Raw genomic sequence first — 25,067 nt, forward strand, 5'->3', positions numbered from 1 at the left:
ATGCACGAGCCTTACCGGATAATCATGCACGAAACCGGGGGCACGGACGTGCTGAAGGTGGAGCACTTCGAACCACGCCAGCCGGGCCCCGGCGAAGCTCTGGTCAAGCAGGCGGCCTCCGGCCTCAATTTCATCGACACCTATTACCGCACCGGGCTCTACCCGGTGAAGCTGCCCTTCGTGCAGGGCTCCGAAGGGGCCGGCACGGTGGAGGCGGTCGGCGAAGGCGTCACCAATGTGAAACCGGGTGACCGCGTCGCCTATCTCGGCGCCGGCACTTACGCGACGCACTTCACCGGTCCCGCCGCCCGCATGGTGAAACTGCCGGACGGGATTTCGGAAGAGGACGGCGCAGCCGTCCTTCTGAAAGGCCTGACCGCCTGGATGCTGTTGTTCGAGATTCGCCCGGTGACCGACCGCGATACCGTGCTGATCTGGGCGCCTGTCGGAGGCGTCGGCACCGTGCTGACGCCATGGGCCGCCAGCCTCGGCGCGCGTGTGATCGCAGTCACCTCGACACCGGAGAAGGCCGAGAAGGCCGAAGAGCTGGGCGCGAGCGACACGATTGTCGGATACGAGGATGTCGCAAAGAAAGTTCGTGAACTGACGGGTGGTGTTGGCGTCGATGTCTCGCTCGACAGCGTCGGCAAGCGCAGCTTCGAAGCCTCGCTGTCCAGCCTGAAGAAGCGCGGCTGGATGATTTCCTACGGCAACGCGTCCGGCGCGGCAGACCCGATGCCGCCGGGACGTTTAGCCGCCGGTGGGTCGCTGATCCTGACCCGGCCGTCCCTGTTCAGCTTCATCGAGTCTCCGGAAGACCTGGCCCGCGGCGCACGCCATCTGTTTGCCGCCATGAAGACCGGCACTTTCGGCGCAGACATCGGCCAGCGCTTTTACATGAAGGAAGCCGGCAAGGCGCACGAAGCCCTCGAAAGCGGCAAGACCACCGGCGCCACGGTGCTGATGCCATGAACCGGGCCGGTCGTCTGGCGGCCGGTCTGATCTTTGCCCTGCAGCTGGCCTATGCCATCGTGCTGGCCGCAGGACTCGCGGCGCTTCCTTCGGCGGAGGCGCCGATTCCAGACCCGTATTTCACGGCGATGGAGCTCCTGATCCTGCTGATCGCGCCGCTCCTGGTGATCCTGATGGCGGCTTTGCATTCAGCGGTGCCGCAGGCGGAAAAGCTCTTCAGCCTCTGTGCGCTGGTGTTCATGGCCATGTGCGCGGCGGTCACCTCGCTCGTCCATTTCCTGATCCTCACTATCAGCCGTGACCTGCCGGGAAACTGGGACAGTGTGTTTGCCTTCCGCTGGCCATCAGTGGCCTACGCGGCGGACATTCTGGCATGGGATGTCTTCTTCGCCCTGTCGGTGCTGAGCGCTTCGCGCGTATTCCGGTCTCCGGGATTGTCCCTGTGGACGGGCCGGGTATTGCTGGCCTCCGGAGTCTTGTCCCTGCTGGGCCTGCTCGGCGTTGCGACGGGCGACATGCAGGTGCGTAATATTGGCATTCTCGGCTATGCGGCGGTCTTCCCGGTGGCCGCCCTGATGATGCGGAAAATGTTCAGCCAGCAGAATTTCTGACGACTTTCCGGTCTTCGTCGATGTGGATCTCCGCGCCGGGGCGCCGTCCGCCCGCCAGCATGCGCCGCGTAAGGCGCTCGTAGTGTTCGACAAAGCGGCGGACCCAGTCGCGCCGTTCGTCCGGCATGGGTTCGCCGCGGGCCGCCCACAGCCCGGCTTCCTGCTGAAGGCGCCAGCCGAGGATGCAGTCAAAGTCTGGTGGCACGATATGGCAGAAGCCGTCCGCCGCATCCCAAAGGTCGCTATAGGTCCCTGCCAGCGCCGATTCCTGATGCCGCCGCCAGTCGCCGGTGCGGTCTTCCGCCTCGACCGGGTTGAGCGGCGCATCCATGGCCGCGCGGGCATCCGGCAGCGCCCCCATCAGCCAGCCTTCGATCACGATGGCAGCCGGGCGTCCGGTGAAACTGTTCCAGTCAGATACTGGCGTGCGGTCATCCTTCAGCTTGTTGAACACCGGCAGGAGGGTTTCCGTTTCGCAGACGGCCGAACGCAAGGTGGAGACCGTCTTGGCCAACAGCGTGAGATCGTGCGTGCCCGGCGGTCCGCGCGTCATGAACAGGGGGCTGATGCGGCGGGCGAGTTCCATCCGTTCGGCGTGGGTCAGGTAGAAATCGTCTATACTCGCACCGGCAATGGGCAGGGATATCGTTTCGGTCGCCTTTGCCAGTGCCGTCGATTTACCGGACCCTTGTGGACCGGACAGCATCAACAGCGGAACATGGCCTTCAGGTGCGGCCGCAATCGCGCGTTCGATCCATGCGCGTACGGCGCTGGCAATTGTGTTCACGGCGCGGCCCCCCTTCCGTCCGAACCCTCTGGCTTTGGCCTCATCGACTTTGGCCTCATCGACTTTGGCATGGCACCATCCGATCACCATGCTAAGGTTGATGAGAACCAATCTCAAAAAGAGCCTTCTGCGTGCGAAGTGCATAGTCAAGGGCCGGGAGGACACGGAATGGCCAGCGGAAACACGAATCTGGAAACTGCCACAGCGCTGGACACAGCTGCGCTGGTTCGAAGCGGTCAAATCAGTGCGGTAGAGGCCTGCGAGGCGGCCATCGAGCGGATCGAGGCGAAGAACGGCCCGCTGAACGCCGTGGTCGTCAAGGACTATGACCGTGCGCGCGCCGCCGCAAAGGCCGTGGATGAAAGCCGCACAGCAGACGACGCCCGGCCATTCCTGGGTGTGCCGATGACGGTGAAGGAAGCCAATGATGTCGCGGGCCTGCCGACGACCTGGGGTTTCGAAATGTTCGCGAACTTCCAGCCGCAGGAAGATTCGCCACCCATCGCCCGGCTGAAGGCGGCAGGCGCCGTGATCCTCGGCAAGACGAACGTGCCAGTAGCGCTGGCAGACTGGCAGAGTGTGAACCCGGTTTATGGGCGCACGGTGAATCCCTATGACCACAGCCGTACGCCAGGCGGGTCTTCCGGTGGATCAGCCGCGGCACTTGCCTCCGGCATGGTGCCGCTGGAGCTTGGCTCGGACATCGGCGGGTCGATCCGCTTCCCTTCAGACTTCTGCGGCGTCTGGGGACACAAGCCGACCTATGGCATCGTACCGTTGAAGGGGCATAACGTGCCGGGTACGGATGGTGTGGATGTGCCACTGGCGGTGGTCGGCCCGATGGCCCGCAGCGCGGCGGATCTGAAAGCCGCGCTGGAAGTTGTCGCCGGATCCCTGAATACCGGCTGGAAGCTGGACCTGCCTGCAGCTCGGCACAGCGCGTTGAAGGCCTTTCGTGTACTCGTCCTCTCGGCGGACGACATGCCGCCCGTCGATGACGAAGTCGCCGCCCCGATTGAAACGCTCGCGGGCGCGCTGGAGAAACTCGGCGCCACGGTTATCCGCAAGGTGCATGGCCTACCGGACTTTGCCAGCGTGCATGAAGACTATCTACGACTGCTGAATACTGCGATCATGCGCGGCACGCCCGACGCCCGGCCCATCGATGCGCACACCTACATGAACCTGCTGGACGCCCAGTTGAATCTTCAGCGCCAATGGGCAAACTTTTTCCGCGACATTGATCTTGTCCTGTCGCCCGCCTTCAGCACGGCGGCGTTCCCGCATACGGACGAACCGGACTGGAGCAAGCGGTCAGTGATCGTAAACGGGCAGGCCGTGCCCTATGCGACGCAGCTGATGTGGGCGGGGCTGGCGACTTTTCCTGGCCTGCCGTCGACTGCCGTACCACTGGCGCGCACATCGGAAGGCTTGCCGACAGGCATGCAGGTGGTCGGCAATCTCTATGAAGACCGCACGACGCTGGCATTTGCAGAATTGCTTCAGGCGGAAGGGCTGTCGGCCTAGTCGGTGACCGGCAGGTCCAGCAATAGGGCCGGGTCGATATAGAAATCGCCGCCCCGGTTGCTCGCTTCCGGATTGCGCCACTTCACGGCCCAGTGCAGGTGCGGGCCCGTGGTGCGGCCGGTGTTGCCGGATTTTGCCAGCAGGTCGCCGCGCGCGACCGTGTCGCCTGCTTCCACGTCCACTTCCGACAGGTGCATGAACACCGAGACGAGGCCATGGCCATGGTCGAGGAAGATCGCGCCGCCCTCATAGTAGAGGTCGGGATCGGCGAGGATCACCGTACCGGCGGCCGGAGCCACGATTGGCGTGCCGACCGGTGCGGCCATGTCATAGCCCTGATGGACGGAGACGGATTCGCACGGCTCGCCGGTTACCTTGCTGACGCCGATATATTTCCGCGTCGGGCCGAAGGGCGATGAAGCCGGTGCGTCAGCGGGTTTGATAAAGCCCGTCAGGGCGCCGGGACCGTCATTGAACGTCGCGAACGCGTCCTGCTTCTTCACCCAGGAGCGGGCGGCATGGGCTTTTTGTTCTTCGCTGCGCGCATCGACCTTGTCGCAGTCAAAGCCCTTGATTGTGCGGAAATCGTCATGGCGCGTTTCAATGGCCAGATCGCCGAACGTGCCTGTGTCCGATGACCAGCCGATCACCGAAGGCGCGTCGGTCGCGATACCGAATTGGGCAGAGCCTGATTTCCCGGCGGTCAATTTCCGGCCCGCGACCGTGAACACGGTGCCTGGCGCGCCATGGCAGATGATGAGCCCGCCCTGAGTCAGCACACCGTCGCAACTTTCCTGGGGTGCCGGAGGAGGTGTGACGGCTGTTTCGGCTCCAGCCATCGGCGCAGCGAGGCATGCACCTGTGCACATCACCACCATCAGGAGCATGTCACGCATCATGCGTGCATCAGTCCTTCGCCGGGACCATGCGGGATGAGGCGGCGTCCGCATCCCAATAGGCTTCCTGCCGGTCGACACTCCAATAGCGCAGGGCCTGGACCGGGATTTTCCGGCTGGTAACGGCGCAGATAACATAATCGCCCGGTGCGAGCACTTCGATGTCGGCATCGAGATAGCGGAGGCGGGCTTCGCCGGCGGGTTGGCTGGATCGTTTAAGCATGGGCAGGAGCATGCCTGAAAGCCGCTTGAAAGAAAAGAGCAGCCTGCAGGAAGTTTCCTGTTTGTTCCGCAGAACAAACGTGGTACACACGATTCAGATGAGGCGACCGGGGGGCCTTGCCAAAAACACCCCCATAGTGGACCAAAGGAGACGACTCATGGCGAAACCAGCGCTGCAACTCGTGGACAAGGAAACCGGCGTGGACAAGCAGAAGGCTCTCGAAACGGCGCTCAGCAATATTGAACGGTCCTTTGGCAAGGGCTCGGTCATGCGCCTCGGTGACAAGAAGGCCATGGATGTCGAAGCCGTTTCAACGGGTTCGCTCGGGCTGGACATCGCCCTCGGCATTGGCGGCCTGCCGAAAGGCCGCATCATCGAGATCTACGGCCCGGAAAGCTCGGGCAAGACGACCCTGTCGCTGCACAGCGTGGCCGAAGCGCAGAAGAATGGCGGTGTGTGCGCCTTTATCGACGCCGAACACGCGCTGGACCCGGTCTATGCTGCCAAGCTCGGTGTGGACCTGGACGATCTCCTGATCTCGCAGCCGGACACGGGTGAGCAGGCGCTTGAAATCGCCGACACGCTGGTACGGTCCGGCGCGGTGGACCTTCTGGTCATCGACTCCGTGGCGGCCCTCACGCCGCGCGCCGAACTGGAAGGTGAAATGGGCGACTCGCTGCCTGGCCTGCAGGCCCGCCTGATGAGCCAGGCGCTGCGCAAGCTGACGGGGTCGATTTCCAAGTCGAAATGCATGGTGATCTTCATCAACCAGATCCGGATGAAGATCGGCGTCATGTTCGGCAGTCCGGAAACCACGACCGGCGGTAACGCGCTGAAATTCTACGCCTCCGTCCGCCTCGACATCCGCCGCATCGGCGCGATCAAGGACCGGGACGAAGTGATCGGCAACCAGACCCGCGTCAAAGTGGTGAAGAACAAGGTGGCCCCGCCTTTCCGGCAGGTCGAGTTCGATATCCTCTATGGCGAAGGGATCTCCAAGACGGGTGAACTGATCGATCTCGGCGTGAAAGCCGACGTGATCGAGAAATCCGGCTCCTGGTATTCCTACAATGGAGAGCGGATCGGCCAGGGCCGTGAGAAAACTCGCCAGTTCCTGAAGGAGAACCCGGCCATTGCGGACGAAATCGAAGATGCCGTCCGTCGCAATGCCGGCCTGCTCGCCGATGAGCTGCTCTCGGCCGGCATGGAGAACTCAGAAGAAGACGATACACCGGATGCTGCCGAGGGCTGATCGGGGCTGACCGGCCCGCTCTCTCGCGTTTTCCCTGCAGAAAGCGTCCTCTCAGGGCCGGTTTCCACTCTCTCGTCCGGCAAACTGGCCCCTTTGTGGTGCGCCAATCTTGGCGTGCGGCAAAGGGGCCTTTATATCGCGCGTAAAGGCCCCGCGCCGGATTCGGCGTTTCGGGACAATTTTATACGCCGAGGACCCTGAGATCATATGACCAGCGTAAACCAGATCCGCGAAGCTTTTCTCGCCTATTTCGAGAAGCACGGGCACACCCGCCGGGCGTCTGCGCCGCTGGTGCCGCAGAACGATCCGACCCTTCTGTTCGTGAATGCCGGCATGGTGCCGTTCAAGAACATTTTCACCGGGGCCGAGACGCCGGACTCCCTGCGTGCAGTGACCTCGCAGAAATGCGTCCGCGCCGGCGGCAAGCACAACGACCTCGACAATGTCGGCTATACGGCCCGCCACCACACTTTCTTTGAGATGCTGGGGAATTTCTCCTTCGGCGACTATTTCAAGGACGAAGCCATCGCCTTCGCCTGGGAAATGGTGACGAAGGAATTCGGCCTCGATCCGAAGCGCCTGCTTGTCACGGTCTATTCCGAGGACGACGAAGCCGCTGCTATCTGGAAAAAGGTCGCCGGGTTCGACGACTCCAGGATCATCCGTATCTCCACCTCGGACAATTTCTGGTCCATGGGCGATACCGGTCCGTGCGGCCCATGCTCCGAAATCTTCTACGACCATGGTGAAGACATTCCCGGCGGTCCCCCTGGCAGCCCGGATGAGGATGGTGACCGGTTCATCGAGATCTGGAACCTCGTCTTCATGCAGTTCAACCAGCTGGCTGGCGGCAAGCGCGAAAACCTGCCGAAACCGTCCATCGACACCGGCATGGGCCTGGAGAGGATTTCCGCCGTGCTGCAGCACGTTCACAATAATTACGAAATCGACCTGTTCCGTAGCCTGATCGAAGCGGAAGAAAGCGTTTATGGAACAAAGGCGGCGGGCGACAAGCTGGCCTCCTTCCGCGTCATTGCAGACCATCTGCGAACGTCCGCCTTCCTGATCGCCGACGGCGTTCTGCCGTCGAATGAAGGCCGCGGCTACGTTCTGCGCCGCATCATGCGCCGCGCCATGCGCCACGGCCACTTGCTGGGCGCGCGCGAGCCGGTGATGCATAAGCTGACCCCGGCCCTGATCAGCGAAATGGGCGAAGCCTATCCGGAGCTCGGCCGCGCCAAGGCCGCCATCGAAGCTGCCCTGGAACAGGAAGAGGCCCGCTTCCAGCGCACGCTGGGCAATGGCTTGTCGCTGCTGGAGAAAGAAACCGAAACGCTGAAGGCAGGCGCCGCCCTGCCGGGCGAGACCGCCTTCAAACTGTACGACACTTATGGCTTCCCGCTGGATCTCACGCAGGACATCCTGCGCGCCCGCGGCATGACGGTCGATGTCGATGCGTTCGATGCTGCCATGGAAGTGCAGCGCGAAGGCAGCCGCGCAGCCGGCTTTGCGTCCGGCGATCAGGCAACGGATGAAATCTGGTTCCGCGTCCGCGACAAGGCCGGTGCCACAAAATTCACAGGCTATGGCAATATGGAAGGTTCCGGCAAGCTCGTTGCGATTGCGGCTGGCGGGGCGCTGGCCGACACGCTGTCGCCCGGCCCGGCAGAACTCGTCTTCGACACGACACCATTCTACGCTGAATCCGGCGGCCAGGCGGGTGACCATGGCGAGATCGTCTTCGAGGGCGGCGCGCGCTTTATCGTGCGCGACGTGCAGAAACGCGCCGGTGACGTGCATGTTCATATCGGCGAGCTCGTATCTGGTACCGCGAAGACCGGCGCCAAGGCGCAGCTGCATGTCGATGCCGTCCGCCGCAAGGCCGTGATGGCGAACCATTCGGCGACGCACCTGATGCACGCCGCCCTGCGCAAGGTGCTGGGCGAGCATGTCACGCAGAAGGGCTCCCTCGTGGAGGCCGATCGCCTGCGCTTCGACTTCTCGCATGGCGGCCCGCTCAGCGCGGCCGAGATCGAGGCCGTGGAAGACGAGGTCAACGCCCAGATCCGCGCGAATATGCCGACCGGCATTCAGGTGACGTCACCGGAGAAGGCCATCGAGGCAGGCGCACTGGCGCTCTTCGGCGAGAAATACGGCGATGAAGTCCGTGTGCTGTCGATGGGAACGGGCGACGACCGGCGCTATTCGGTCGAGCTTTGCGGCGGCACGCATGTGGAACGCGCTGGCGATATCGCCGTGTTCGTCATCACGTCGGAAAGCGGCGTGTCCGCCGGTGTCCGCCGGATCGAGGCTGCCACAGGCGCCGAAGCGCTCGCTTACCTGAAAGGCCGTGCCCAGATCGGCGCCGACATTGCCGACAGTCTGAAAGTGCCGCTGAAAGACCTGCCGAAGCGTGTCGCCACGCTGGGCGAGGAAAAGCGCAATCTTGAGCGCGAACTGGCCGAAGCGAAACGCAAGCTCGCGATGGGCGGCGGTGGCGGTACCCCGGCTGGCCCGGAAGAGATCAATGGCGTGAAGCTGCTGGCCCGCGTGGCCGAGGGCGTCGGCGGGAAAGACCTGCGCGCCCTCGTCGATGAAGCGAAGACGCAGATCGGCTCCGGCATTGTGGCCTTTGTTGGCGTGGCCGATGGCAAGGCCGGAGTCGCCGTGGGCGTCACGAAAGACCTGACGGACAAGTTCTCCGCTGTCGATTTGGTCAAGGCCGCGTCCGAAGCTGTTGGCGGCAAGGGCGGCGGCGGCCGGCCCGACATGGCCATGGCCGGCGGCCCGGATGGCTCGAAAGCCGAAGACGCCCTGAACGCCGTCCGCGCGATCCTGAAGGGCTAGGCATCGCAGCAAAGATATAAAGGCGGGCCGGTTCTCCCGGCCCGCCTTTTTCTATTGTACCGGGCTGAAGACGGCTTGCTGCTGCGCGGCTTTGAACACCGGAATGGCCAATACCGTCGCCATGACCAGGGCCAGCGCATCCGACACCGGAAACGCGAACCAGATCGCCTGTGCGCCTTTCACCACAGCGAATGCCGCGATCATGGCGGGCAACAGGACGAAGGCTTTGGACAAGGTCAGCAGGCCCGCCTTCTGCGGTAATCCAATGGCCTGGAAGTACATCGCCAGCGACAGGACTGGTCCGGAAAACATGTAGAACACGCCCATGGGCCGCAGAATGTCTGCCACAAGCTCAATGATTTTCGGATTGCCGATGAACGCCGCGCCTATGATGTGTCCGCCTGCCAGGAACAACACTTCCACGCACATGCCATAGACCAGGGCGGTCAGCATGGCGATCTTGAGGACACGCCGTACCCGGTCATGCAGGCCTGCGCCCCAGTTGTTCCCGGCGATGCTTTGCAGGGCCAGCGCGATGGCCATGCTGGGCAGGAAGGCAAAACCGAGCACGCGGGTCACGATGCCATAGGCGGCGATCGTGTCCGCATAGCCTGCACCGGCCGTCAGGCGCAGCGCGAGGATGACGCACGAAGACACAAGCGCGATGCCGATGAAGCTGAGGCTGAGCGGCGCGCCGAGCCCGGCGAGCGTGCCCCATCTCCCAGTCCAGCGATGGCGGCGCAAGGCAGACAACGGCACCGCGTCTTGCCCGCGTCCGCGCAGCAACACGAGTAGGAAAAGCCCGAAGACCTGCGCCAGCACGGTGCCCCAGGCAGAGCCTGCCACGCCGAACTCCATCATGCCGATCAGCACATAGTTCAACGCAATGTTCGCGAGCGTCACGCCGACGGACAACAGGGCGACGAGCCCGGCCCGGCCTTCGTTCCGCCAGATGTCCGCATGCAGACCGAGGGCAAACTGAACGGGCACCGCAAACACGGTGATCGCCATATAGGTGTATGCCATGCCGGCGATGGCCGGATCGGACGCGGAAAGCTGGTCCGCTACCACGCGTCCGCCGCCGAGAAAGGCGATCATCACAAAAGCTGCGATGGAAAGGGCCAGGCCATGGGCGCGGGCGACGGTTGCCCCGGCGCCGTCGGTATCGCCTGCGCCTAATTGGCGGGCGAGCAGGCTGGACATGCCGCCGCTGACCAGGTTCGTCAGCGCGATCAGCACCATGACGGCGGGAAAGACGAGGCCAATGGCCGTCATCGCATCCGTACCGACGAAATGGCCCAGGAAGGCCGCATCGATAATGTTGAGCAGCCCGTTCATCAGCATGATCAGCATCATGGGCAGCGCGTTGAGCACAAACACCCGGCCGGGTGGCAGATGCAGGAAACGATTGTCGGGCGATGGTCGTGAAGACATCACACACTCCTCAATGGAGGCATTCCGACTGGGATGGGGGCCTGCATTACCCACCGTCGAAATGCATCGAGGGTGAGGGATAGATGTCTTGAAAGAGCTTCACCGTGACGAGACGTCTGCAGGCGGCAGGTGCTCAGGACCTTGTGGGGGCCAATAGTCCGGTCCGGGGCGGTCTGTCAATCGGGGATCGGGGGGTGAGGCAGCAAGAGCGCCTGCTTGCGCGGCGCGCATATCTTTCCTCTTTTTGATCCACCGGATCAGGCGAGGCTTTCGCTTGCGCTTCAGTCATTCTCAAACTGAAATCGATCCGCCGGATCGATTTCTGCGGTTGCGCGTCACCATTTGAGAATGGTCGGAGTGAGAGGATTCGAACCTCCGGCCCCTGCCTCCCGAAGTTCGTGACTCCCTAATGAAAACAACGAGATAGAAGAGCACTGTCTCTAGAAGGACAGTGCTCCATCTTTGAAAACATTAGAAAAAATACCTGAAATTACAACGAACGTGTCTCCGAGACAAAAGTGAGACAAAATCGAGACAACCATCCACAGGTTTGTCCACAGGCTGTGTGAGTGAGTGTGTGCTATTCTGTATACGTATGAAAAATGACAAACACTACACTAAGCCCTTTGGCTGGGGTGCCTATACGCCTGAAAAGCTACTAAACACCATTGACGGTGTTCGTATCAAAGGCAGGAAGTGGGCTAGACCAGTTCCGTATTGGAGCTTCATCGAAAGACTAAGACAGGCATATGACGTTCTTACGTATCGAGCTGATGCTCTATATTGGAAGGAACGATACGAAAAATAGAGAACGTTAGGAGGTCGCGTAGTGCCAATCGAACTCGCTCAATTCATTGCATACGTAACGCTGACGCTAACCGGCATAATCGTTGCCATCGTTTCGCTTCGGTTTTCATATCGCCAGAACTTTGGTTGGGAGCCAGTCATGATGGTGACTAAACATGGCTTACAGGGTGGCGGCGGTGAAGATGGATACACCATCAATGTGGACTTGGAATTCTGGAACAGAAGAACTTACCCGTTAGTGGTGAGGCGTATTGAGGCTGATTTTGAAGGATTGGGCTTCGATGCTGGTAGAATTAAGAGCCGACCAATTGGCCAGTGGAATTTATCAAGTAGCGGTAGAGCCTACATTACGAACAATCATGCCGTGCCAGGCGGTGGTCACATCACGACAACAATTGAGGCACCAATCCCGAAGCAGTCTTTGGATAACTTGAGTAGCGACGTGACCATGACTGCCACGGTATTCGACCCGAGGCGAAACAAGACGTCGCTTCTGAAAATCAATCACGTCTATCAGCTACAATCGCAGTGAATAAGCGAGACAAATCCGAGACAAAGGTCCACCCGAGTGTCGGGAAAGTGGCCTAAGTCATTGAAAAGAATGGTCGGAGTGAGAGGATTCGAACCTCCGGCCCCTGCCTCCCGAAGACAGGCGCTAGCGGCATCATGACTGTTCATCCGTTGTTTTTGCTGCCGGTTCTGCGTCATCAGTGGCCAGTGTTTCAGATTCGTTCCCAGAGGGACGCGCATTATGCGCGCTTCCCGGCTTCAGCACGAGAACGGGAGATGGGTAAGCAATTGAAAAAGCCTCGCCCAGTGTCTTAGCGAGGTGGTCAACGACCTTCTGATCGTCCCGCGTGCTGGCCAGCAGACGCATAGCGCGCTCTTGAAGGCCTCTGGCAATGTGTTCTGCGACTGAAGCACGAACACTCTCAATCTTGGCCTGATGCTCCTTCATCAACTCGTAGGCCTGTTTGTAGGTCGGCGTTTCGATGAATTTGCGCCACTGCTCGTCACGAAGCTTGCCTGTGGCCTCCATATCAATGTCGCGATTAATCACCCCACAATCCTCCTTGTTACCGACATTCCATACGTCTCGCTGAACCGGATATAGTGCCGCTGCACCGTCTCAATCGTATCGTCCAGAAGCCAAGCGGCATCCGCGAACGATCCGCCATTGGCAATCACGAATGACGCAGCCGTCCGGCGCATGTCGTGGATCGTCACGTCTTCGATGCCTGCCTTCTTCTTGCAGGTCTCCCATGCGCTGCGGAACTTGGTGACCTTCTTCCCATTCCAGCTTACCACGTATTCGCAATCGGCTGTCAGGGCCGCTGTGCCGAGCGCCAGCGCCAGAGACGCATTGCAGGGCACGTAGGGCGTGCGGGACTTGCGCGAACCCGTCTGCGGGAAGAATATCCCCGCGCGGTTCCAGTCGATGCAATCCCATGTCAGATCCAGGATGGCTTGTTTCCGCTGGCCGGTGAACAGGGCAAGCGCGAGGAATGTGCGCAGGTGGGGCGCTGCGGCGTCATAGAGCGCCATGAACTCTTCCCATGACAGGAACCGTTCGCGCGGCGGAGCAGGCCGTGGCGCTTCGATATGGGGCACGCTGTCAATCCATCGCATCCGGTGCGCCCAATTGAGGGCAGCGCGCAGCGCGCGGCATTCGGCATTGATCGTGCTGTCTGATACGTCCTTGCGTCTCTGAGCGTGATAGAAGCGCACCTGCGGGCGTGTCAGGGCGTCCGGCTCATAGGCGCCAAGGATGGCCTTCACGGGCATTAGGCGAAAGCCTACGGTCGCAGGATCGGCAATCCCGTCCTCTATCCGGTCAGCAAGGTAAGCATCACAGATCGCGGACACGGTAGCCCCCGGTTCTGGCATTTCCATTGCGGTGATGAATCGTGCGCGCCATTCTTCTGCTAACCTTTCATTCGTTTCGCCGGTAGAGCGGCGATGACTGCGGCCATTCTCGGACCACGTGACGAACCAGACGCGGCTTCGCTTTCCATTGATGATGGGGCGTTTAAGGCTGTACTTTCGCATTCGATATAGTCCTCCAGCCACTCCACCCTGAACCGCAAAAGTTTCCCAAGTTTGACCGAGCGCAACTTACCTTCATCCACGCGCCTGCGCACTGTGGAATCCGAGCAGGCGAGGTATTCAGCCGCTTGCTGCACGGTCAGGAGAGGCGCGGGGCGTGTCACTGGCCGGGCTCCTCTGCTTTGGAGATCATGGCGGGTGGGTCTGGAAGTGGGCGCCAGTGGGTCGGGATTTCGACACCCTCAAGGCGCACAGCGCCGTTCGGGCCCCAATACCACCAGTCAAGCGCCTCAAGAGCCTCGTTAGACCATTGTCCGCTTTCGATCTCTTGCTCGGAGATGTATCCGCTTTCTTCCAGTGTCGTGCGCTCGCCCCAGAAAACGCCAGCGTCTTCCCGGTATAATTCGACTTCTCCGGTATATGGCGGCGCCGTCTCAATCGGCCTCCACCCCTGTTCGATCACATAGCCTTCTTCCGCTATGGCGGTGAGGTAGGCGGACAGAGCTGATTCCAGCATAGCATCCGTTTTTTCTGCGACGAGTGCCAAGTCGTCCCTATCGAGCGAACCAATTCCGATCCGTTGCTTTGTCATGGCATCTGCAAATGCCATTTTTGCGGCATGCAGAGCCTCTTCATCAATCTTCGTCATGGCTTCCCCCTGCGGCAAACACCGGTTGTTTGGCTGATACAGCCCTCGCCATGCCGTACACCGCTTTACGAGCCCGCTCAGCGCGCAACTTAACGTCCTCCGAGATGTCACCTCGCTGTTCGATCAGGAAGCAGAACGTCACGACCTCATTGCGGAGGTTTTCGAGTGCTTCATCAATCGTCATGGTTCACTCCCTCAATCACTGAAAGCAGGAAAGCGCGGTCTGAGAACGCATCGTCCGCGATGGTGTAAATGCGGTTGTCCCACTCATCATCTGCCATGTCCGCGACTGACTCATGCCGCGCACGTATCCCCGCGATCTTTTCGGCATCTACGCTGGGGCGCATGGCTGAGAGGGCTGCGCGGGCTAGAGCATGAAATTTATGCCTTGTTGCGTTCCCTTTTCCGAGAGTTGCTCCAGTGTCCCAATCTGGCCCGATCATACCTGCTGGCGGGTCCGAAACAAACATGGCCCGAGCCACCCGCTCCACCACGTCCGCGTCCGGCTCACTGGCTGGCGGGACAGCGGAGAGGAGGGAGGTGGCGCGGCGGTTCCAGTTCGAAACAAAGTTTTCCTTACGGTCAAACTCGATATTTCCGCTGGCCATGCAACGCTTACAGCACACGCACGACCCACCCGCGTTTTCGCCTTCGTCAATGTTAATAATCTCGGCTTCGCCGCCGCAGAACGGACACGGCCTCAACCCCTCCAGTTCAGTAATACGCTGGCGCATCTGTTCGGTGATGTTAGTCACGGTCAAAGTCTCCACTGTAATCGTAGTCTGAATACCGGCGCTCAATGCCACAGTAGTCGCAGGTCCAGCCTTCGCCATGATGGTACGTGAAGGAGTGCCCAGTCTCTTCGTCATGATGCATCGCTCCGTCTTGGCAGCACTCCCAGCAGATCGTCCGCTCAGGGTGTTTTGGATCCCATACGTAGACATCCACATCATTGCCGCATACGCGGCAGGGCGGGCATACATCGGGATCACCCATCTTCCTTCTCCTTCTCAGCGAGCGCCCTCAGCAGGGCGGCAAGGCGGGCGGCGGGTTCGGTGGGGGCGTGCACTTTATAGCGCCTCGCGCCTATGATGGCCGTGGCCCACCAGCAGTCTTCGCCTGGGCATCGACGCCCGGTCGATATTTCCCACTTTCCTTCCGGCAGCACTCTCTCAGTCAGTGCGGCGATGGCATCGAGAGAGGTGGTGATCTTCAGTGGCGTGTGTGTGCCGCCGACGTGATCCGGGTGGGTAACCATCAGAATTGGCTCGGTTCCGCCGACCAATGCCGCCTCAGATGGGACCCACCCCAATGCGACAAAAATCTCCGCATCCAGCTCCCGCCCCGTCTCCCCCGCTTCAACACGGGCGGCGAGGGCCAGTAGGGTTTCAGTCTTGGTCATGGGTGGGCTCCTTGAGGGCGCGGGTGACGGTCTCAAGATAGAGGCCAACCGCAGATGACAGCAGTATTGGATCAACCCACACTCCGGCGTGGGAAAGCATGGTCCGCATACGCTCTACTCCAGTCTCATTGATGTAGAGCGCCTTATCCAGTTCCTCCCACGCTTTCCGCAGAGCTGCGGTGAGGGCGAGGGTGGTGGTGGGGTCCATGCCTGCGATGTGCTTTGCGATATGGCAGGCGGATTCGCGCGTCGGCTCGTCATGGTCATCACCAAAATCAACGGTTGCAACCGGCATCGTTTCCGGCTCTGAACTCCATTGGATAAACCATGTGCCGTCTTCAAAAATCGGCTTGCTGCCATGCCAGCGGTACTGGCACTGGAACGCAAACCAATCACCGCCACGCTCGGTCGTTGCCGCCTTAGCCCGTGCTTCGATCTCTTCCAGTTGCTCGGGGGTCATTTCTTGCTCCATTGGTACTTGTATCCGGCTGGCTTCGGCTGAAACCCGCGTGACTTGATCCGTGAACCGCCAGCACGTTTCCGCTTGTCGTATTGTGTCCGGCCTTCAGCGTAACGTTTCGACTTGGCACGGGGTGTCACTTCCTTGACGGTCTTCCCCTTGGCGCATTCGTAGCAATAGAGCGCGCGGTTGGTGATCTCGTTTCCGCCGCCGTCAGCGAGCGGATGAAGGTGTTCATCGACTACGCGCTTCGGTTGGGTAAAATCCAGCCGACAAGCGCACTTGCCGCATTTGCCTTCCTGCTGGATAATCAGGAGGCCGAACTCGCGACGGCTGAGGGGCTTGCGCTTCTCCACTACGAGTCCCCCAGATCATCCACGAGGCGCGTCAAAGACGTAACATTGTTGCCTTCGGAGTCGCAGGTAAGAACCACATAAGCGTGGTCAAAAGCTGGGTGGGACTTAATGTTCATTCCGCAGCTGTCGCGATAACCGCCGCGAACACCCGCCACGACAAGGCGCAGCAGCGCTTCCCGGTGCCGATCTCTTTCAGCGCATACACGGGCAAGCTGTTCCTGGAGGTCGTTTATGTGCGTGTTCATCATGCTGCGGCTTCCTTGTGTTCTTCCAGATCCACGCCGAAATCGTCAGCGCTCGCATATATCAACTCAATCATGTCGCTCATTTCCGCCTTTGAAAGCTGGCTGGAACGATGGCCTTCAGGAAACCAGGATTGCCCGTCCAGAGTCGGAAGGACGTGGACCTCGTGCCCCAGCTTCTGCATGAAGATGCACTTCCACTGTTCTTTGCTCCACTTCTGTCCACGGAGTTCCGCCTGCTTGGCGTACTGGGTCAGAAGCACCCACATCAAATCGTTTTGGTCATTGCTCCGCTTGTTCCTCCGCGCGGTCACCACGAAGCCCAAGGGCGCCTTCAGGATGTCCCTGATAAGCGTCTGGCGTTGGGCCTCGGATGACACGCGGTAGGTGGCCATCAGACCAGCGTATCCGTTTCGACAACTTCGATGCCAGGAATTGCGACCTGTGCACCCTTGGCCGCGCGAATGTCCGCATTCGCCAGACGCTCGCAAAGCTCAATCACTTCCGGCCGGCTCATGTAGTGCGTGACCAGCATTGTGGCGTTGGTGATCTTGGCTTTCCGGACAGTGCGAAGGCCGCTTGCCCGGAAACCCTCAGAGCCCTTGACGTTGCCAGCCTGCTTTTCTTCCGCGGCTACCAGCTTGGCTTCGTTCTCAGCGGCTTTCGCGGCGGCCGCGGCGTCTTCGGCCAGCAGGGCGTCGTTTTGCAGCCTGCGGGCTTTCTCCGCCTCTTCAGCGGCCTTGCGCTCTGCCTCGCGCCGGGCTTCCTCCGCCTTGCGCTTCTGCTCTACGACAAAGGCTGTCAGGGCTTTCTCGACGGCGGCAACCGCTTTCTTGGCAGCGTCTACCAGCGGATTGTAGGTGCCGTCGATCTGGCGCCCGGCGTCGAGATGCGGCTGCTTCTCTTCCTTGCGCTTGTCATCAATGTCCTTGGCCAGTTTTTTGGCCAGCTTGATAAGGTCGCTTGCCTCTCCGGCATTAGCATCAGTAACTTCACCGAATGCCTCAGCGCGGGCTTTCAGGCTGTCGATTTCCTCCGCAAAGAGTTCGGCGGCGGGCGGCGGGTTGTTATGCAGCATTGTCATGGGGCAGTCCTGTTTCGAGTTCTTGTTGTTCGCGGGCGGCTTCTTGTTCATCGTGGATGAAAGCCGTCAGCAGTTCGGAGTATTCGTTCTTGATCCCGCGATACCAGTCTTCTGGTAGCGCACGCAGGCGGGTGGCGTTTCCAGAGCCCCAGGCCTGAAGCTCAGCGGCAGACTCGCAATCCCGCATCTGCTTTTGCAGTTCAGCGTACAGATCACGGGACGCACCCTTTGTTGCCGGGGCCTTCTGTTCAGCTTCGACAATGGTTTCATCGTGTGTGACTTGCTGTGCCGGTTCCTCTGGCTGCGTTGCCTGACCCATTTCGTCAGCCGTGTAGAGCCCGGACAATTCCTGTGGGAAGGCCTTGCGGAGTGCGAGGCTTTCGGCGCACTTGGCAATCATGACGTCTCCCATCTTGGCCCACATCATTGTCAGCCCGCCATCTTTCTTGGTCTGGGCATAGGCATCGAAGCGCGCAACGCCCCAGCAGGGTTCGTTGAAGTCCGAGCGCATGACGCCAACCTTGGCAGCCACAGGCGGCTTCGATGAAAGCCACACGTCTTTCCAGACGCCATCATCGCCAGCCCAGTACGGGCCAACCTGGCCGGCATACTTTCCAGATCGCTCAGCAATCAGACGAAAGCCGTCGATGCTGAGTTGCACGCTCATGACTTCACGCTTTACCGAGCTGTCCCAGCGCTTCACCGCGTAGATCTGGCGAGCGAATGGGTCCAGTCCGGTGCGGTTGCACTGACTGATGAACAGCTGTAGTTCATCGTCTGTCGCGCCTTTCGCAATCGTGCGCTTGATTAGGTCAATCTGGTCACCTGCCAGCATTGGCGCGCGGTGCTCAGTCGTTGCGATTTGGTAGCCGTCAGCCATTGTCGTCGTCTCCGTTGGGTGGTGTTTCTTCAGGCAGGAGCATCTCGAAGGCGTTGAGCCACTTCACGAACTCTGCAATATCCGACCGACTACAGAGCGTTACGTTGACCTCAATTCTGCCTCCGCGCTTCTCGATATATCCTTTGAATGCAGGGCGTGGGTCCATCACATCGTCTCCTTGCTTGCCATCCAGCTATCCCTTGCCATCCTTGCGAGCCTTCTATGCTCCGGCATGGCAGCTAAGCGCTTTGCTTCAGGGGCTTTCTCAAGAAGGCGTGCTGAAGCTTTTGTTGCGCCTGAGAGGCGGGCGGCGGTGTTGCGGTGAATTGCGTGCTCAAGATCAAACATTGGCTGTCTCCGTATCCGGAATGTGGTACCGCTCTACAGCTTCATGAATTGTCGGGTGGCGCTCGTGCATCTTACCTTCGCGCTTGTGGCGCTTGTGTAGGATCATCCGGAATCGACCCGGATTGCAGCTTGCGATTTCAAGGCGAATGCACCTATCATGAGCCATGATGACGGCGCGGGTCAGGTAGTCGAAATCGAACGTTGCCATGCGTCTTCCGGGTTCGGCATACGCGATGCCTTCCCCGAACGGCTTGATTGGTCCGTAGATGTGATGAAATCCACGAAACAGGTCTGCGAGCATTTCCACGCATTCCCACTGATCGTCTGTCATCCAATCTTTGCGGTGTGACATCTCTCACTCTCCATCCAGCGCATCGCCCCGAAGGACAGATGCTTTCGGTTCATCGGCAACACGGCAGTAGAGGACAGCTTGAAAGAGCGTCACCCTGTCGTTCCGTGACTTGAGGGACATGCGCTTGGCGGCTTCGTTCGCCACAAGGAAGCGCTTCACAAACTCGATTTCATCCGTTGCAATGAAGTTCACAAATCCTAGCCGCCAGCTATTGAAGCGGCCTTCAGATGGATCGTAGTGTGCGCCGCCTAAAAGCAGGTCATACCCGAGCTTACCAAACACATCCGGAATCCGATCTTTCGACAGGACCAGAAAGTCGTAATCGCTGTCGTGTTGCGCGGCTCCGTCGATGGTACGAGAGCCAACCGGCCACAGATACCCGCCTGCATTCTTGATTGCTTCGTAGTGCTCAACTGGTATGATTTCCGGGCGCTCGATAAGCGGCTTCGGGTATTCAGCAAGCTGACTCTCAATCGTAAACGGGGTCAGTGTTTTAAGCATCTTAATTCTCCGTTTCCGCATTGCCCCGAAGGACTCTTGCTGCGCACTCCAGTTGCTGGTCTTCCCGTGCTTTCATTGCGCGATATCGTGCGAACTCGTTGTTCCTGAACCAGAGGGCCTGTATGTCCTCGCGGATTTCAGCGATCTTGGATTCCAGGCGCTCGCGTTCGTGCTCTTGGGTGATCGGGCCGTAGGTCATGGCTTGGCCTCCAGACGGGAGGACAACAGCGGGTGCTCGTCCAGCTCACCATAGGCAATCTCGTCTTCGGAAAAGAACGACCGCAGATCATCGAAGGCGCGAGCAAACTCTTCGGGAGAGCAGGGGGCGCCAAAGTCCAGTTTGCGGACAACCTTCAGAAGCGAAGGCCTGATCCGCTCCAGCGCTTCCACAAGCGCAACAATGTCTTCCGCGTGGTTCAGCAGATAGGCGATAAGCTCCGCCACGTTCTCCTGAAGCGGCCAGCCCTTGTGCATCGGATCAGTTTCAGCGACCCAGAAGCCAGTCTCTGTCACGATCCGTGTTGGATGCTTTGCGCTGACATGGAAGTTCGTCGGGTTTGACGCGCTACCAACCAGCTCTTTCAGTGTGTCTGTGAATGAGTCAGTCATCAGACGGCTCCCAGTAAAAGTCGCGCTTTCCGGCAGGCTTAATCCCGAACCGGTCACCATTGACGATCGCGACAAATGCAAAATCCTTTGGCGGACCCTTGCTGGACGGGTAAGGACCATTACTGGGGTAGGCCATGTACGGCTCCCAGAATCCCGATGAGCTGCCAAAAGCCAGAACGGTGATGCCTTTTGCGCCGATCATGCTGCGACCCTCACAGCCTTAACGTCCGCATACAGGTCACAAGAGAACCGGATGCCCCGTTCCACCTCCTCATAATGGGTCTCTGAAACGTCCAGACGATCCCACAGGCTTTCAGTGATAGACTCTGCCAGCAGGAGAACCTCGTCACGGTCAGGCTTGCCGAAGCTCACCTCCATTGCGGCAAGCGTCATGGAGAGGACTTCGCCAATCCGGACGCCGTGATCAAAGCAGCTGCTTTTATCGGAGATCATGCTGCGGCCTCCTCAAAAAGCTGTTCGATGAGGTCCAGAACTGCGGCCTCTTCGGTCGGTCCAGTTCCAATCGGATGACCGGGCTCGTAGCCGTCCTCCGTTGCTTGCCAGTCCATGCTGCGAAGCGGGATCGGCGGGCAGACGTTTTCTGTGTGGATGATGAGCTTGCGCATTATGCAGCCACCTCGACTTCGAGCGTGGCGGCGCGTGCGCGGGCTACCAGTTCAGCGGCACGGACCGGATCATCACCGATCCGATGCATGCTTTCTTCGCCGTAATAGAAGCCCGTGTCGCTGTCCCGAAACATATCGAACAGGGCCCATGCGCGGGCGGCGTCGATGCCGAAGAGGTTTACGTGGTCACCGTTTGCGACCAGCACAATCGACATGTTGTTGAGCGGTTGAAACAACTCGACCGCGATATTGCCGTGGGTGTGAATTGCAATGTCTGCCATCTGTCAGCCCTTTCTGCTATGAGCCCATTATGCGCATCGCATAAATCAATGCAAGGGAAAAGTTATGCAACGGGCATAATTATTTTCCGTAAGCTCTACCCAGCCACGAAAGGAGACCACTATGAGGGGAATGATTCTGGCTGGGGCTGTGTTGGCTCTGGGACTACCGGCGAGCGCGCAATGCTATGGAACAGATACGTTCAAGACCTGCAGGGATTCAGCCGGCAATACCTACACGGTGAACAAGTTTGGCAACACGACCATGATGCAGGGGCGCAACGCCAAGACTGGCTCTACATGGACGCAGAACAGTCAGACCTATGGAAACACCACGAACACGCAGGGCAGGGCGTCTAACGGCCAATCCTGGAACATGCAGCAGCAGACGTATGGCAATACGACCATAACGACTGGCAGGGACAGTAACGGGAAGCCGTTCAGCTACACGCAGACAAACCCCTACGTGAACCCTTACGATCCGAACTAGCCTTTCTTGGCGAGGCCGCGCAGCATGTTCAGTGCGGCCTGCCTATCCCTTTCGGGAATCCGGGACCAGATGTCGATGACTTCAGCGCGCTCGCCCTTGGCGGGCGTTTTTCCGTTCATGAGCCACATCACGTCCACGCTATAGTTCTTGGCGTAGCGTTCAGCCTCATCAAAATCGAATTCCCGTGAGCCGTTCTCGTGGCCCGCATATGTCGGGTACTTGTAGCCGAAAGCATCGCACGCGGCCCTGACGGTCGTGTAGCCCGCATCCATCCGGGCCTTTTTCAGTCTGTCGCCACGCGTCTCCATAGTCCGGCAAGCTACTTTGAAAAGTTATGCGCGGGGCATTGACACCGTTTTATGCGCAACGCATAATCCCTCCCATGATCAGGATACACGACATTTTTGATCGCTTGGGGGGAATCTCCTCAGTTCGCGACATCATTCAGTCCCGAGGTGAGGATGTGCCTTACCAGACGGTCGCTTCGTGGCGTAGCCGCAACGGCTACATTCCGCAACACTATCACCCGTCTATCGTGCAACATGCACAGCAGAACGGCATTGATGTTACCTACGAGCTTCTTGCAAAGGCAGCCGAGAATGAGCGCAAGCTGAAAGCGGCTGGCGGAAAGGCGGTGGCCTAGATGCTACCCCGCGCCCCGCTTCATAGCCCTGACGTTCTGTTCCGCCTGCATGGCCTCCCATTCCATGTAAGCAGCGAGCAGGGCTTTGCCATGAGCGAGGGCGCAGTGTGGTGTGAGGAGACATCGCTCCCCGGTTCGGACGAGACTGCATCCATCGACACCGTAAGTTTTGAGCCAAGCCCAGATGCCGTCGTTCCTGACTTCAATATCGGGCGGAATGTCAAACAGTCTGTCAACCAGATTCATGGCGTCTCCCCATCCTCAAATGTTCTTATTATGTTCTCCCGTTCTTGTGTGCAGGAGAATGCCGAAATTGGCAATAGTGCCCCCCCAAGGGGCTGTGGATACCGCAACGTTAACCACGCCGGAATCCGCGTGCAAGTGGAATCATTTTTCCCGCAAACTGTAGCGGCGACTCCACAACACGGGGTGCGCGATGACTGACGGTCAGAACAATCTCCACACAAGACCCCGTAGCGAACGCGCTTCGTTGACGACCTCGCCCCCGGCTGGGAGTGGCCCAGAGGGTATCACTGGCGAAGGTTGGAGAGGCGTTATTAGGGAGAATGGCGGGCTCCGGCTTCCCGCCAACTTGTCTGGGCAGGTGAGGACCACGATGGATTCCACCCAGTGCCCTGTGGCTGCAGCGCAGAGGCTAGGAACGGCGGACGGGTCAGGTGATGGCTCGTCCGTGCGTACCGAAAGCGTAGGGCCGTACAATGACTGACGGTCAGCAAGCCCCCAGCGAGTTCGCCACATACGGCTTCAATCTCTGCGGCCTCGTCATTGCGGGCGCTCTGGTCATTGGCGTGCCTCTGGTCGCGTTCTGCATCGGGGCTGTGTTTGGCTTCATCGCGGCGCAGGTGGGGTAGGGCGATGGGCGAGGGGCTTTCAATCCTTGATCTGTTTTCCGGCGCGGGCGGGCTTGGCTATGGCCTGGAGCAATCCGGCGTAGGCCATGTTGTCGCTCATTGCGAAATTGACCCGCACAACCAGCGCATTCTGAAAGCGCGCCATCCGGAGGCTTACATTCATGACGATGTGCGCACGCTCACTGCCGCTGTTCTCCACGAGCGCGGAATCTATCCAGACGCCATCGCGGCCGGCTTTCCCTGTCAGGACGCCAGTATCGCAAACCAATCTGGGCAGGGCACTCTTGGAGAGCGAACGGGCCTGTTTGTCCACGTCGTTCGTCTTGCACGCGACTTGGGATGCAAGGTCATCTTCATGGAAAACGTCCCAGAGCTGCTTAATCGCGGGTTCGGAGACGTTCTCGGAGCGCTGGCCGAAATCCGGTTCGATGCGGAATGGGAAGTCATATCAGCGTCAGCCATGGGCGCGCCTCACAAGCGGGAACGGCTCTATATTGTGGCCTACCCCAGCGGCCAGGGATGGCAAGGATCTGAGCCGGACAACAGCATATTTGGCCGCGCGTTCAAGGCATTCCCCGAGTATGGCCACACAGCTTTTGATGCTTGGGGTTACCTGGACGCAAGTGTCGAGCTGGTACGAGATTGCGATGGGCTATCCGTTGGGATGGAGCGTCGGCGTCTATACGCGCTAGGTAACGCCGTAGTCCCTCAGATCCCAGAACTCTTAGGCCGCGCCTACCTCTCCGCAATCGGGGAGGCTGCTTGACGGCTGAAGACCGCACCTTCACCTGTGCAGAATGCCGCCGCACATGGCCCTACGATGCCGTGGACAAGGTGCCGAGCCTTAAACACAAGGCTTGCATCTGCGAGACGTGCGCATCCCCGAAAGCCTTCAATCACTTCGGCGGGGCGACGTATGACCCTGCACGGGACCGCGAACGTCTGGGCGCCCAGTTCTGCACTGTCGTTGAACTGATGGCAGACGGCAAAGCGCGAACCCTTCAGGAGATCGCCCGCGAAACAGGCTTTCCAGAGGCGTCCATATCCGCCCGCCTGCGCGACATCCGGAAACACTATGGAACAGACGCCATGGAAAGCAAGCGGCTCTCAGGGGGCTGCTGGACGTACACGGCGCATATTGAGGTGGCGGCATGAGTGAGTGGCTTCCAGAGATTGAGAAAACCTACGCGGTGGCGTGGCCCTTTCTCAAGGTCGATAATTCGGAAGATCGCAACGAGTGGGATCTGCACGATCTCGGCGCATGGAAGCCGGGATTTGAGAACGAGTACGCAGATCCTTATGGAGAAAGCAGCTATCCGGTCTGTGACGGTATGGGGCAAATGCTTCTTACCGTTGTTTCGCTCCACAAACCCGGCCCGAAATACCCGACGCGCGTTTTCTACACGCGCAAATGGATTGATCCGGACGGCAAAGTTTTCGGCGCAAGCAAGTTGCGCACGTCGGTGGCGTGGGCCTTTCGGAACAAACTGAAGATACCAGAGTATCTGCTCGAACTGGAAATGCGCAGTGGTGGCGTCGTGTTCGTGGAGGCCGCATGACCTGCCGCTGCACCCCATCCCACACTTGCCTTAACTGCTCACTCGAAGCTGCCCGCATCGCACGCCTGAGAGCCAAGGACGCTGAAGAAGCAAAAGCCATTGGTGAAGCTCGGTACGAACGCAATTCCAAGTCCGTGCGGGGGTGGAGATGACAAAGAGGTCTGTCACATATCACCAAGGCGAAGACTGTCCAGTCTGCCCGCATTGCCGCGAAACAATGCACGATTTCCGGCCGCGTTGGGACTGTATCAGGCGGGAGCGCTTTGGTCGAAACGAGATAATCATCACGGCTGATGGCGATTGCCCAGAGTGCG

General features: G+C 59.7%; 40 protein-coding genes. 12 read left to right on the plus strand and 28 right to left on the minus strand.

Going from position 1 to position 25,067, the window contains the following annotated elements; genetic code table 11:
• Together HY17_RS09225 and HY17_RS09230 are read left to right on the plus strand one after the other, a co-directional pair.
• Complete coding sequence (locus HY17_RS09225) at positions 1-972, plus strand: quinone oxidoreductase (RefSeq protein ID WP_034766077.1); 972 nt, start codon at positions 1-3, stop codon at positions 970-972.
• Positions 969-1,583 carry a hypothetical protein gene (locus tag HY17_RS09230; protein WP_034766079.1) on the plus strand — a complete coding sequence of 205 codons (615 nt, stop codon included), beginning with the start codon at positions 969-971 and terminating at the stop codon, positions 1,581-1,583. The genes HY17_RS09225 and HY17_RS09230 overlap by 4 nt, the downstream gene beginning before the upstream one ends.
• Here the strand turns inward: HY17_RS09230 and HY17_RS09235 are convergent.
• The gene (locus HY17_RS09235) at positions 1,564-2,487 is read right to left on the minus strand and encodes a hypothetical protein (protein WP_139068831.1); all 924 of its coding nucleotides are present in this window, start codon (positions 2,485-2,487) and stop codon (positions 1,564-1,566) included. The two genes, HY17_RS09230 and HY17_RS09235, sit on opposite strands and share 20 nt — an antisense overlap.
• A 51-nt stretch (positions 2,488-2,538) precedes the next feature.
• Between HY17_RS09235 and HY17_RS09240 the strand changes: the two genes are divergently transcribed.
• A complete protein-coding gene (locus HY17_RS09240; protein ID WP_034766081.1) occupies positions 2,539-3,897 on the plus strand; it encodes an amidase family protein in 1,359 nt (452 codons plus the stop codon).
• On the opposite strand, the gene HY17_RS19360 is transcribed toward HY17_RS09240, so the two are convergent.
• Together HY17_RS19360 and HY17_RS09250 are read right to left on the minus strand one after the other, a co-directional pair.
• Positions 3,894-4,796 carry a M23 family metallopeptidase gene (locus HY17_RS19360; protein WP_051599879.1) on the minus strand — a complete coding sequence of 301 codons (903 nt, stop codon included), beginning with the start codon at positions 4,794-4,796 and terminating at the stop codon, positions 3,894-3,896. The genes HY17_RS09240 and HY17_RS19360 overlap by 4 nt on opposite strands.
• Positions 4,797-4,803: 7 nt before the next feature.
• Positions 4,804-5,016, minus strand: coding sequence for a DUF2093 domain-containing protein (locus HY17_RS09250; protein WP_034766366.1), 213 nt, complete (start codon positions 5,014-5,016; stop codon positions 4,804-4,806).
• A 157-nt stretch (positions 5,017-5,173) separates the two neighbouring features.
• Here HY17_RS09250 and recA point away from each other — a divergent pair, with 157 nt between their 5' ends.
• A complete protein-coding gene (gene recA, locus HY17_RS09255) occupies positions 5,174-6,268 on the plus strand; it encodes a recombinase RecA (RefSeq protein ID WP_034766085.1) in 1,095 nt (364 codons plus the stop codon).
• A 207-nt stretch (positions 6,269-6,475) separates the two neighbouring features.
• Entirely contained in the window at positions 6,476-9,115 is a 2,640-nt protein-coding gene (alaS, locus tag HY17_RS09260) for an alanine--tRNA ligase (RefSeq protein WP_034766088.1), read from the plus strand.
• A gap of 51 nt (positions 9,116-9,166) precedes the next feature.
• On the opposite strand, the gene HY17_RS09265 is transcribed toward alaS, so the two are convergent.
• Positions 9,167-10,549 (minus strand): MATE family efflux transporter, encoded by a 1,383-nt coding sequence (locus HY17_RS09265; RefSeq protein WP_034766090.1) that lies wholly within the window; start codon positions 10,547-10,549, stop codon positions 9,167-9,169.
• An 829-nt stretch (positions 10,550-11,378) separates the two neighbouring features.
• On the opposite strand from HY17_RS09265, the gene HY17_RS09270 reads away from it, so the two are divergent.
• Positions 11,379-11,888: a hypothetical protein gene (locus tag HY17_RS09270; RefSeq protein ID WP_034766092.1), complete on the plus strand. Its 510-nt coding sequence runs from the start codon at positions 11,379-11,381 to the stop codon at positions 11,886-11,888.
• A gap of 132 nt (positions 11,889-12,020) precedes the next feature.
• On the opposite strand, the gene HY17_RS09275 is transcribed toward HY17_RS09270, so the two are convergent.
• The 23 genes from HY17_RS09275 to HY17_RS09375 form a co-directional block, all read right to left on the minus strand.
• Complete coding sequence (locus HY17_RS09275) at positions 12,021-12,416, minus strand: hypothetical protein (protein ID WP_034766094.1); 396 nt, start codon at positions 12,414-12,416, stop codon at positions 12,021-12,023.
• Positions 12,413-13,222 (minus strand): site-specific integrase, encoded by an 810-nt coding sequence (locus HY17_RS09280; RefSeq protein WP_197020255.1) that lies wholly within the window; start codon positions 13,220-13,222, stop codon positions 12,413-12,415. The genes HY17_RS09275 and HY17_RS09280 overlap by 4 nt, the downstream gene beginning before the upstream one ends.
• 59 nt (positions 13,223-13,281) lie before the next feature.
• Positions 13,282-13,566, minus strand: coding sequence for a helix-turn-helix domain-containing protein (locus HY17_RS20695; RefSeq protein ID WP_034766100.1), 285 nt, complete (start codon positions 13,564-13,566; stop codon positions 13,282-13,284).
• Entirely contained in the window at positions 13,563-14,051 is a 489-nt protein-coding gene (locus tag HY17_RS09290; protein WP_034766102.1) for a hypothetical protein, read from the minus strand. Before HY17_RS09290 ends, HY17_RS20695 begins: the two co-directional genes overlap by 4 nt.
• Positions 14,038-14,235: a hypothetical protein gene (locus HY17_RS09295; protein WP_034766107.1), complete on the minus strand. Its 198-nt coding sequence runs from the start codon at positions 14,233-14,235 to the stop codon at positions 14,038-14,040. Before HY17_RS09295 ends, HY17_RS09290 begins: the two co-directional genes overlap by 14 nt.
• A complete protein-coding gene (locus tag HY17_RS19365; RefSeq protein WP_197020256.1) occupies positions 14,225-14,920 on the minus strand; it encodes a Lar family restriction alleviation protein in 696 nt (231 codons plus the stop codon). The genes HY17_RS09295 and HY17_RS19365 overlap by 11 nt, the downstream gene beginning before the upstream one ends.
• Positions 14,921-15,039: 119 nt before the next feature.
• The gene (locus HY17_RS09305; protein WP_034766109.1) at positions 15,040-15,453 is read right to left on the minus strand and encodes a hypothetical protein; all 414 of its coding nucleotides are present in this window, start codon (positions 15,451-15,453) and stop codon (positions 15,040-15,042) included.
• The gene (locus HY17_RS09310; protein WP_034766113.1) at positions 15,440-15,913 is read right to left on the minus strand and encodes a hypothetical protein; all 474 of its coding nucleotides are present in this window, start codon (positions 15,911-15,913) and stop codon (positions 15,440-15,442) included. The genes HY17_RS09305 and HY17_RS09310 overlap by 14 nt, the downstream gene beginning before the upstream one ends.
• Positions 15,910-16,269 carry an HNH endonuclease gene (locus HY17_RS09315; RefSeq protein ID WP_034766117.1) on the minus strand — a complete coding sequence of 120 codons (360 nt, stop codon included), beginning with the start codon at positions 16,267-16,269 and terminating at the stop codon, positions 15,910-15,912. Before HY17_RS09315 ends, HY17_RS09310 begins: the two co-directional genes overlap by 4 nt.
• A complete protein-coding gene (locus HY17_RS09320; protein WP_034766120.1) occupies positions 16,269-16,517 on the minus strand; it encodes a hypothetical protein in 249 nt (82 codons plus the stop codon). Before HY17_RS09320 ends, HY17_RS09315 begins: the two co-directional genes overlap by 1 nt.
• On the minus strand, positions 16,514-16,906 hold the full coding sequence (locus tag HY17_RS09325) for a recombination protein NinB (protein WP_051599882.1): 393 nt from the start codon (positions 16,904-16,906) through the stop codon (positions 16,514-16,516). The genes HY17_RS09320 and HY17_RS09325 overlap by 4 nt, the downstream gene beginning before the upstream one ends.
• Positions 16,906-17,595 carry a hypothetical protein gene (locus HY17_RS19370; protein ID WP_155843569.1) on the minus strand — a complete coding sequence of 230 codons (690 nt, stop codon included), beginning with the start codon at positions 17,593-17,595 and terminating at the stop codon, positions 16,906-16,908. The genes HY17_RS09325 and HY17_RS19370 overlap by 1 nt, the downstream gene beginning before the upstream one ends.
• Positions 17,579-18,475, minus strand: coding sequence for a phage recombination protein Bet (gene bet / locus HY17_RS19920; protein WP_081813073.1), 897 nt, complete (start codon positions 18,473-18,475; stop codon positions 17,579-17,581). The genes HY17_RS19370 and bet overlap by 17 nt, the downstream gene beginning before the upstream one ends.
• Positions 18,468-18,641 carry a hypothetical protein gene (locus HY17_RS20220; protein WP_155843571.1) on the minus strand — a complete coding sequence of 58 codons (174 nt, stop codon included), beginning with the start codon at positions 18,639-18,641 and terminating at the stop codon, positions 18,468-18,470. Before HY17_RS20220 ends, bet begins: the two co-directional genes overlap by 8 nt.
• Complete coding sequence (locus tag HY17_RS09340) at positions 18,641-18,823, minus strand: hypothetical protein (RefSeq protein ID WP_034766122.1); 183 nt, start codon at positions 18,821-18,823, stop codon at positions 18,641-18,643. The genes HY17_RS20220 and HY17_RS09340 overlap by 1 nt, the downstream gene beginning before the upstream one ends.
• Entirely contained in the window at positions 18,816-19,175 is a 360-nt protein-coding gene (locus tag HY17_RS09345) for a hypothetical protein (RefSeq protein WP_034766124.1), read from the minus strand. Before HY17_RS09345 ends, HY17_RS09340 begins: the two co-directional genes overlap by 8 nt.
• Before the next feature lie 3 nt (positions 19,176-19,178).
• Positions 19,179-19,676 carry a hypothetical protein gene (locus tag HY17_RS09350; protein WP_034766127.1) on the minus strand — a complete coding sequence of 166 codons (498 nt, stop codon included), beginning with the start codon at positions 19,674-19,676 and terminating at the stop codon, positions 19,179-19,181.
• 1 nt (position 19,677) lies between these two features.
• Entirely contained in the window at positions 19,678-19,875 is a 198-nt protein-coding gene (locus tag HY17_RS09355) for a hypothetical protein (RefSeq protein ID WP_034766128.1), read from the minus strand.
• Positions 19,872-20,285, minus strand: coding sequence for a hypothetical protein (locus HY17_RS09360; protein WP_034766129.1), 414 nt, complete (start codon positions 20,283-20,285; stop codon positions 19,872-19,874). The genes HY17_RS09355 and HY17_RS09360 overlap by 4 nt, the downstream gene beginning before the upstream one ends.
• A complete protein-coding gene (locus HY17_RS09365; RefSeq protein WP_034766131.1) occupies positions 20,278-20,487 on the minus strand; it encodes a hypothetical protein in 210 nt (69 codons plus the stop codon). Before HY17_RS09365 ends, HY17_RS09360 begins: the two co-directional genes overlap by 8 nt.
• Positions 20,484-20,738: a hypothetical protein gene (locus HY17_RS09370; RefSeq protein WP_034766133.1), complete on the minus strand. Its 255-nt coding sequence runs from the start codon at positions 20,736-20,738 to the stop codon at positions 20,484-20,486. Before HY17_RS09370 ends, HY17_RS09365 begins: the two co-directional genes overlap by 4 nt.
• Entirely contained in the window at positions 20,735-20,911 is a 177-nt protein-coding gene (locus HY17_RS20225; protein ID WP_155843575.1) for a hypothetical protein, read from the minus strand. Before HY17_RS20225 ends, HY17_RS09370 begins: the two co-directional genes overlap by 4 nt.
• On the minus strand, positions 20,911-21,192 hold the full coding sequence (locus HY17_RS09375) for a hypothetical protein (protein ID WP_034766135.1): 282 nt from the start codon (positions 21,190-21,192) through the stop codon (positions 20,911-20,913). The genes HY17_RS20225 and HY17_RS09375 overlap by 1 nt, the downstream gene beginning before the upstream one ends.
• A 121-nt stretch (positions 21,193-21,313) precedes the next feature.
• On the opposite strand from HY17_RS09375, the gene HY17_RS09380 reads away from it, so the two are divergent.
• Positions 21,314-21,679 carry a hypothetical protein gene (locus tag HY17_RS09380; protein ID WP_034766136.1) on the plus strand — a complete coding sequence of 122 codons (366 nt, stop codon included), beginning with the start codon at positions 21,314-21,316 and terminating at the stop codon, positions 21,677-21,679.
• On the opposite strand, the gene HY17_RS09385 is transcribed toward HY17_RS09380, so the two are convergent.
• On the minus strand, positions 21,676-21,987 hold the full coding sequence (locus HY17_RS09385) for a helix-turn-helix transcriptional regulator (RefSeq protein ID WP_051599884.1): 312 nt from the start codon (positions 21,985-21,987) through the stop codon (positions 21,676-21,678). The two genes, HY17_RS09380 and HY17_RS09385, sit on opposite strands and share 4 nt — an antisense overlap.
• A gap of 74 nt (positions 21,988-22,061) precedes the next feature.
• Between HY17_RS09385 and HY17_RS09390 the strand changes: the two genes are divergently transcribed.
• The 5 genes from HY17_RS09390 to HY17_RS09410 all read left to right on the plus strand — a co-directional run bounded on the left by HY17_RS09390 (position 22,062) and on the right by HY17_RS09410 (position 24,753).
• Positions 22,062-22,322 carry a hypothetical protein gene (locus tag HY17_RS09390; protein WP_155843577.1) on the plus strand — a complete coding sequence of 87 codons (261 nt, stop codon included), beginning with the start codon at positions 22,062-22,064 and terminating at the stop codon, positions 22,320-22,322.
• 719 nt (positions 22,323-23,041) lie between these two features.
• The gene (locus HY17_RS20230) at positions 23,042-23,194 is read left to right on the plus strand and encodes a hypothetical protein (protein ID WP_155843579.1); all 153 of its coding nucleotides are present in this window, start codon (positions 23,042-23,044) and stop codon (positions 23,192-23,194) included.
• Between the two features lie 4 nt (positions 23,195-23,198).
• Positions 23,199-23,960 carry a DNA cytosine methyltransferase gene (locus tag HY17_RS19925; RefSeq protein ID WP_034766139.1) on the plus strand — a complete coding sequence of 254 codons (762 nt, stop codon included), beginning with the start codon at positions 23,199-23,201 and terminating at the stop codon, positions 23,958-23,960.
• Positions 23,957-24,349, plus strand: a complete 393-nt coding sequence (locus HY17_RS09405; protein WP_034766140.1) for a hypothetical protein — start codon at positions 23,957-23,959, stop codon at positions 24,347-24,349. The genes HY17_RS19925 and HY17_RS09405 overlap by 4 nt, the downstream gene beginning before the upstream one ends.
• Positions 24,346-24,753 carry a hypothetical protein gene (locus tag HY17_RS09410; RefSeq protein WP_034766141.1) on the plus strand — a complete coding sequence of 136 codons (408 nt, stop codon included), beginning with the start codon at positions 24,346-24,348 and terminating at the stop codon, positions 24,751-24,753. The genes HY17_RS09405 and HY17_RS09410 overlap by 4 nt, the downstream gene beginning before the upstream one ends.
• Positions 24,754-25,067 lie beyond the last annotated feature (314 nt).

It is taken from the genome of Hyphomonas sp. CY54-11-8 (assembly GCF_000682735.1).
In the GTDB taxonomy this organism is placed as follows: domain Bacteria; phylum Pseudomonadota; class Alphaproteobacteria; order Caulobacterales; family Hyphomonadaceae; genus Hyphomonas.

Coding starts and splice junctions, on each gene's coding strand:
- HY17_RS09225 (WP_034766077.1), top strand. CDS start 1: ATGCACGAGCCTTACCGGATAATCATGCACGAAACCGGGGGCACGGAC.
- HY17_RS09230 (WP_034766079.1), top strand. CDS start 969: ATGAACCGGGCCGGTCGTCTGGCGGCCGGTCTGATCTTTGCCCTGCAG.
- HY17_RS09240 (WP_034766081.1), top strand. CDS start 2,539: ATGGCCAGCGGAAACACGAATCTGGAAACTGCCACAGCGCTGGACACA.
- HY17_RS19360 (WP_051599879.1), bottom strand. CDS start 4,796: ATGATGCGTGACATGCTCCTGATGGTGGTGATGTGCACAGGTGCATGC.
- HY17_RS09250 (WP_034766366.1), bottom strand. CDS start 5,016: ATGCTTAAACGATCCAGCCAACCCGCCGGCGAAGCCCGCCTCCGCTAT.
- recA (WP_034766085.1), top strand. CDS start 5,174: ATGGCGAAACCAGCGCTGCAACTCGTGGACAAGGAAACCGGCGTGGAC.
- alaS (WP_034766088.1), top strand. CDS start 6,476: ATGACCAGCGTAAACCAGATCCGCGAAGCTTTTCTCGCCTATTTCGAG.
- HY17_RS09265 (WP_034766090.1), bottom strand. CDS start 10,549: ATGTCTTCACGACCATCGCCCGACAATCGTTTCCTGCATCTGCCACCC.
- HY17_RS09290 (WP_034766102.1), bottom strand. CDS start 14,051: ATGACGAAGATTGATGAAGAGGCTCTGCATGCCGCAAAAATGGCATTT.
- HY17_RS09295 (WP_034766107.1), bottom strand. CDS start 14,235: ATGACGATTGATGAAGCACTCGAAAACCTCCGCAATGAGGTCGTGACG.
- HY17_RS19365 (WP_197020256.1), bottom strand. CDS start 14,920: ATGACGAAGAGACTGGGCACTCCTTCACGTACCATCATGGCGAAGGCT.
- HY17_RS09305 (WP_034766109.1), bottom strand. CDS start 15,453: ATGACCAAGACTGAAACCCTACTGGCCCTCGCCGCCCGTGTTGAAGCG.
- HY17_RS09310 (WP_034766113.1), bottom strand. CDS start 15,913: ATGACCCCCGAGCAACTGGAAGAGATCGAAGCACGGGCTAAGGCGGCA.
- HY17_RS09320 (WP_034766120.1), bottom strand. CDS start 16,517: ATGATGAACACGCACATAAACGACCTCCAGGAACAGCTTGCCCGTGTA.
- HY17_RS09325 (WP_051599882.1), bottom strand. CDS start 16,906: ATGGCCACCTACCGCGTGTCATCCGAGGCCCAACGCCAGACGCTTATC.
- HY17_RS19370 (WP_155843569.1), bottom strand. CDS start 17,595: ATGACAATGCTGCATAACAACCCGCCGCCCGCCGCCGAACTCTTTGCG.
- bet (WP_081813073.1), bottom strand. CDS start 18,475: ATGGCTGACGGCTACCAAATCGCAACGACTGAGCACCGCGCGCCAATG.
- HY17_RS20220 (WP_155843571.1), bottom strand. CDS start 18,641: ATGGACCCACGCCCTGCATTCAAAGGATATATCGAGAAGCGCGGAGGC.
- HY17_RS09340 (WP_034766122.1), bottom strand. CDS start 18,823: ATGTTTGATCTTGAGCACGCAATTCACCGCAACACCGCCGCCCGCCTC.
- HY17_RS09345 (WP_034766124.1), bottom strand. CDS start 19,175: ATGTCACACCGCAAAGATTGGATGACAGACGATCAGTGGGAATGCGTG.
- HY17_RS09350 (WP_034766127.1), bottom strand. CDS start 19,676: ATGCTTAAAACACTGACCCCGTTTACGATTGAGAGTCAGCTTGCTGAA.
- HY17_RS09355 (WP_034766128.1), bottom strand. CDS start 19,875: ATGACCTACGGCCCGATCACCCAAGAGCACGAACGCGAGCGCCTGGAA.
- HY17_RS09360 (WP_034766129.1), bottom strand. CDS start 20,285: ATGACTGACTCATTCACAGACACACTGAAAGAGCTGGTTGGTAGCGCG.
- HY17_RS09365 (WP_034766131.1), bottom strand. CDS start 20,487: ATGATCGGCGCAAAAGGCATCACCGTTCTGGCTTTTGGCAGCTCATCG.
- HY17_RS09370 (WP_034766133.1), bottom strand. CDS start 20,738: ATGATCTCCGATAAAAGCAGCTGCTTTGATCACGGCGTCCGGATTGGC.
- HY17_RS20225 (WP_155843575.1), bottom strand. CDS start 20,911: ATGCGCAAGCTCATCATCCACACAGAAAACGTCTGCCCGCCGATCCCG.
- HY17_RS09375 (WP_034766135.1), bottom strand. CDS start 21,192: ATGGCAGACATTGCAATTCACACCCACGGCAATATCGCGGTCGAGTTG.
- HY17_RS09380 (WP_034766136.1), top strand. CDS start 21,314: ATGAGGGGAATGATTCTGGCTGGGGCTGTGTTGGCTCTGGGACTACCG.
- HY17_RS09385 (WP_051599884.1), bottom strand. CDS start 21,987: ATGGAGACGCGTGGCGACAGACTGAAAAAGGCCCGGATGGATGCGGGC.
- HY17_RS09390 (WP_155843577.1), top strand. CDS start 22,062: ATGATCAGGATACACGACATTTTTGATCGCTTGGGGGGAATCTCCTCA.
- HY17_RS20230 (WP_155843579.1), top strand. CDS start 23,042: ATGACTGACGGTCAGCAAGCCCCCAGCGAGTTCGCCACATACGGCTTC.
- HY17_RS19925 (WP_034766139.1), top strand. CDS start 23,199: ATGGGCGAGGGGCTTTCAATCCTTGATCTGTTTTCCGGCGCGGGCGGG.
- HY17_RS09410 (WP_034766141.1), top strand. CDS start 24,346: ATGAGTGAGTGGCTTCCAGAGATTGAGAAAACCTACGCGGTGGCGTGG.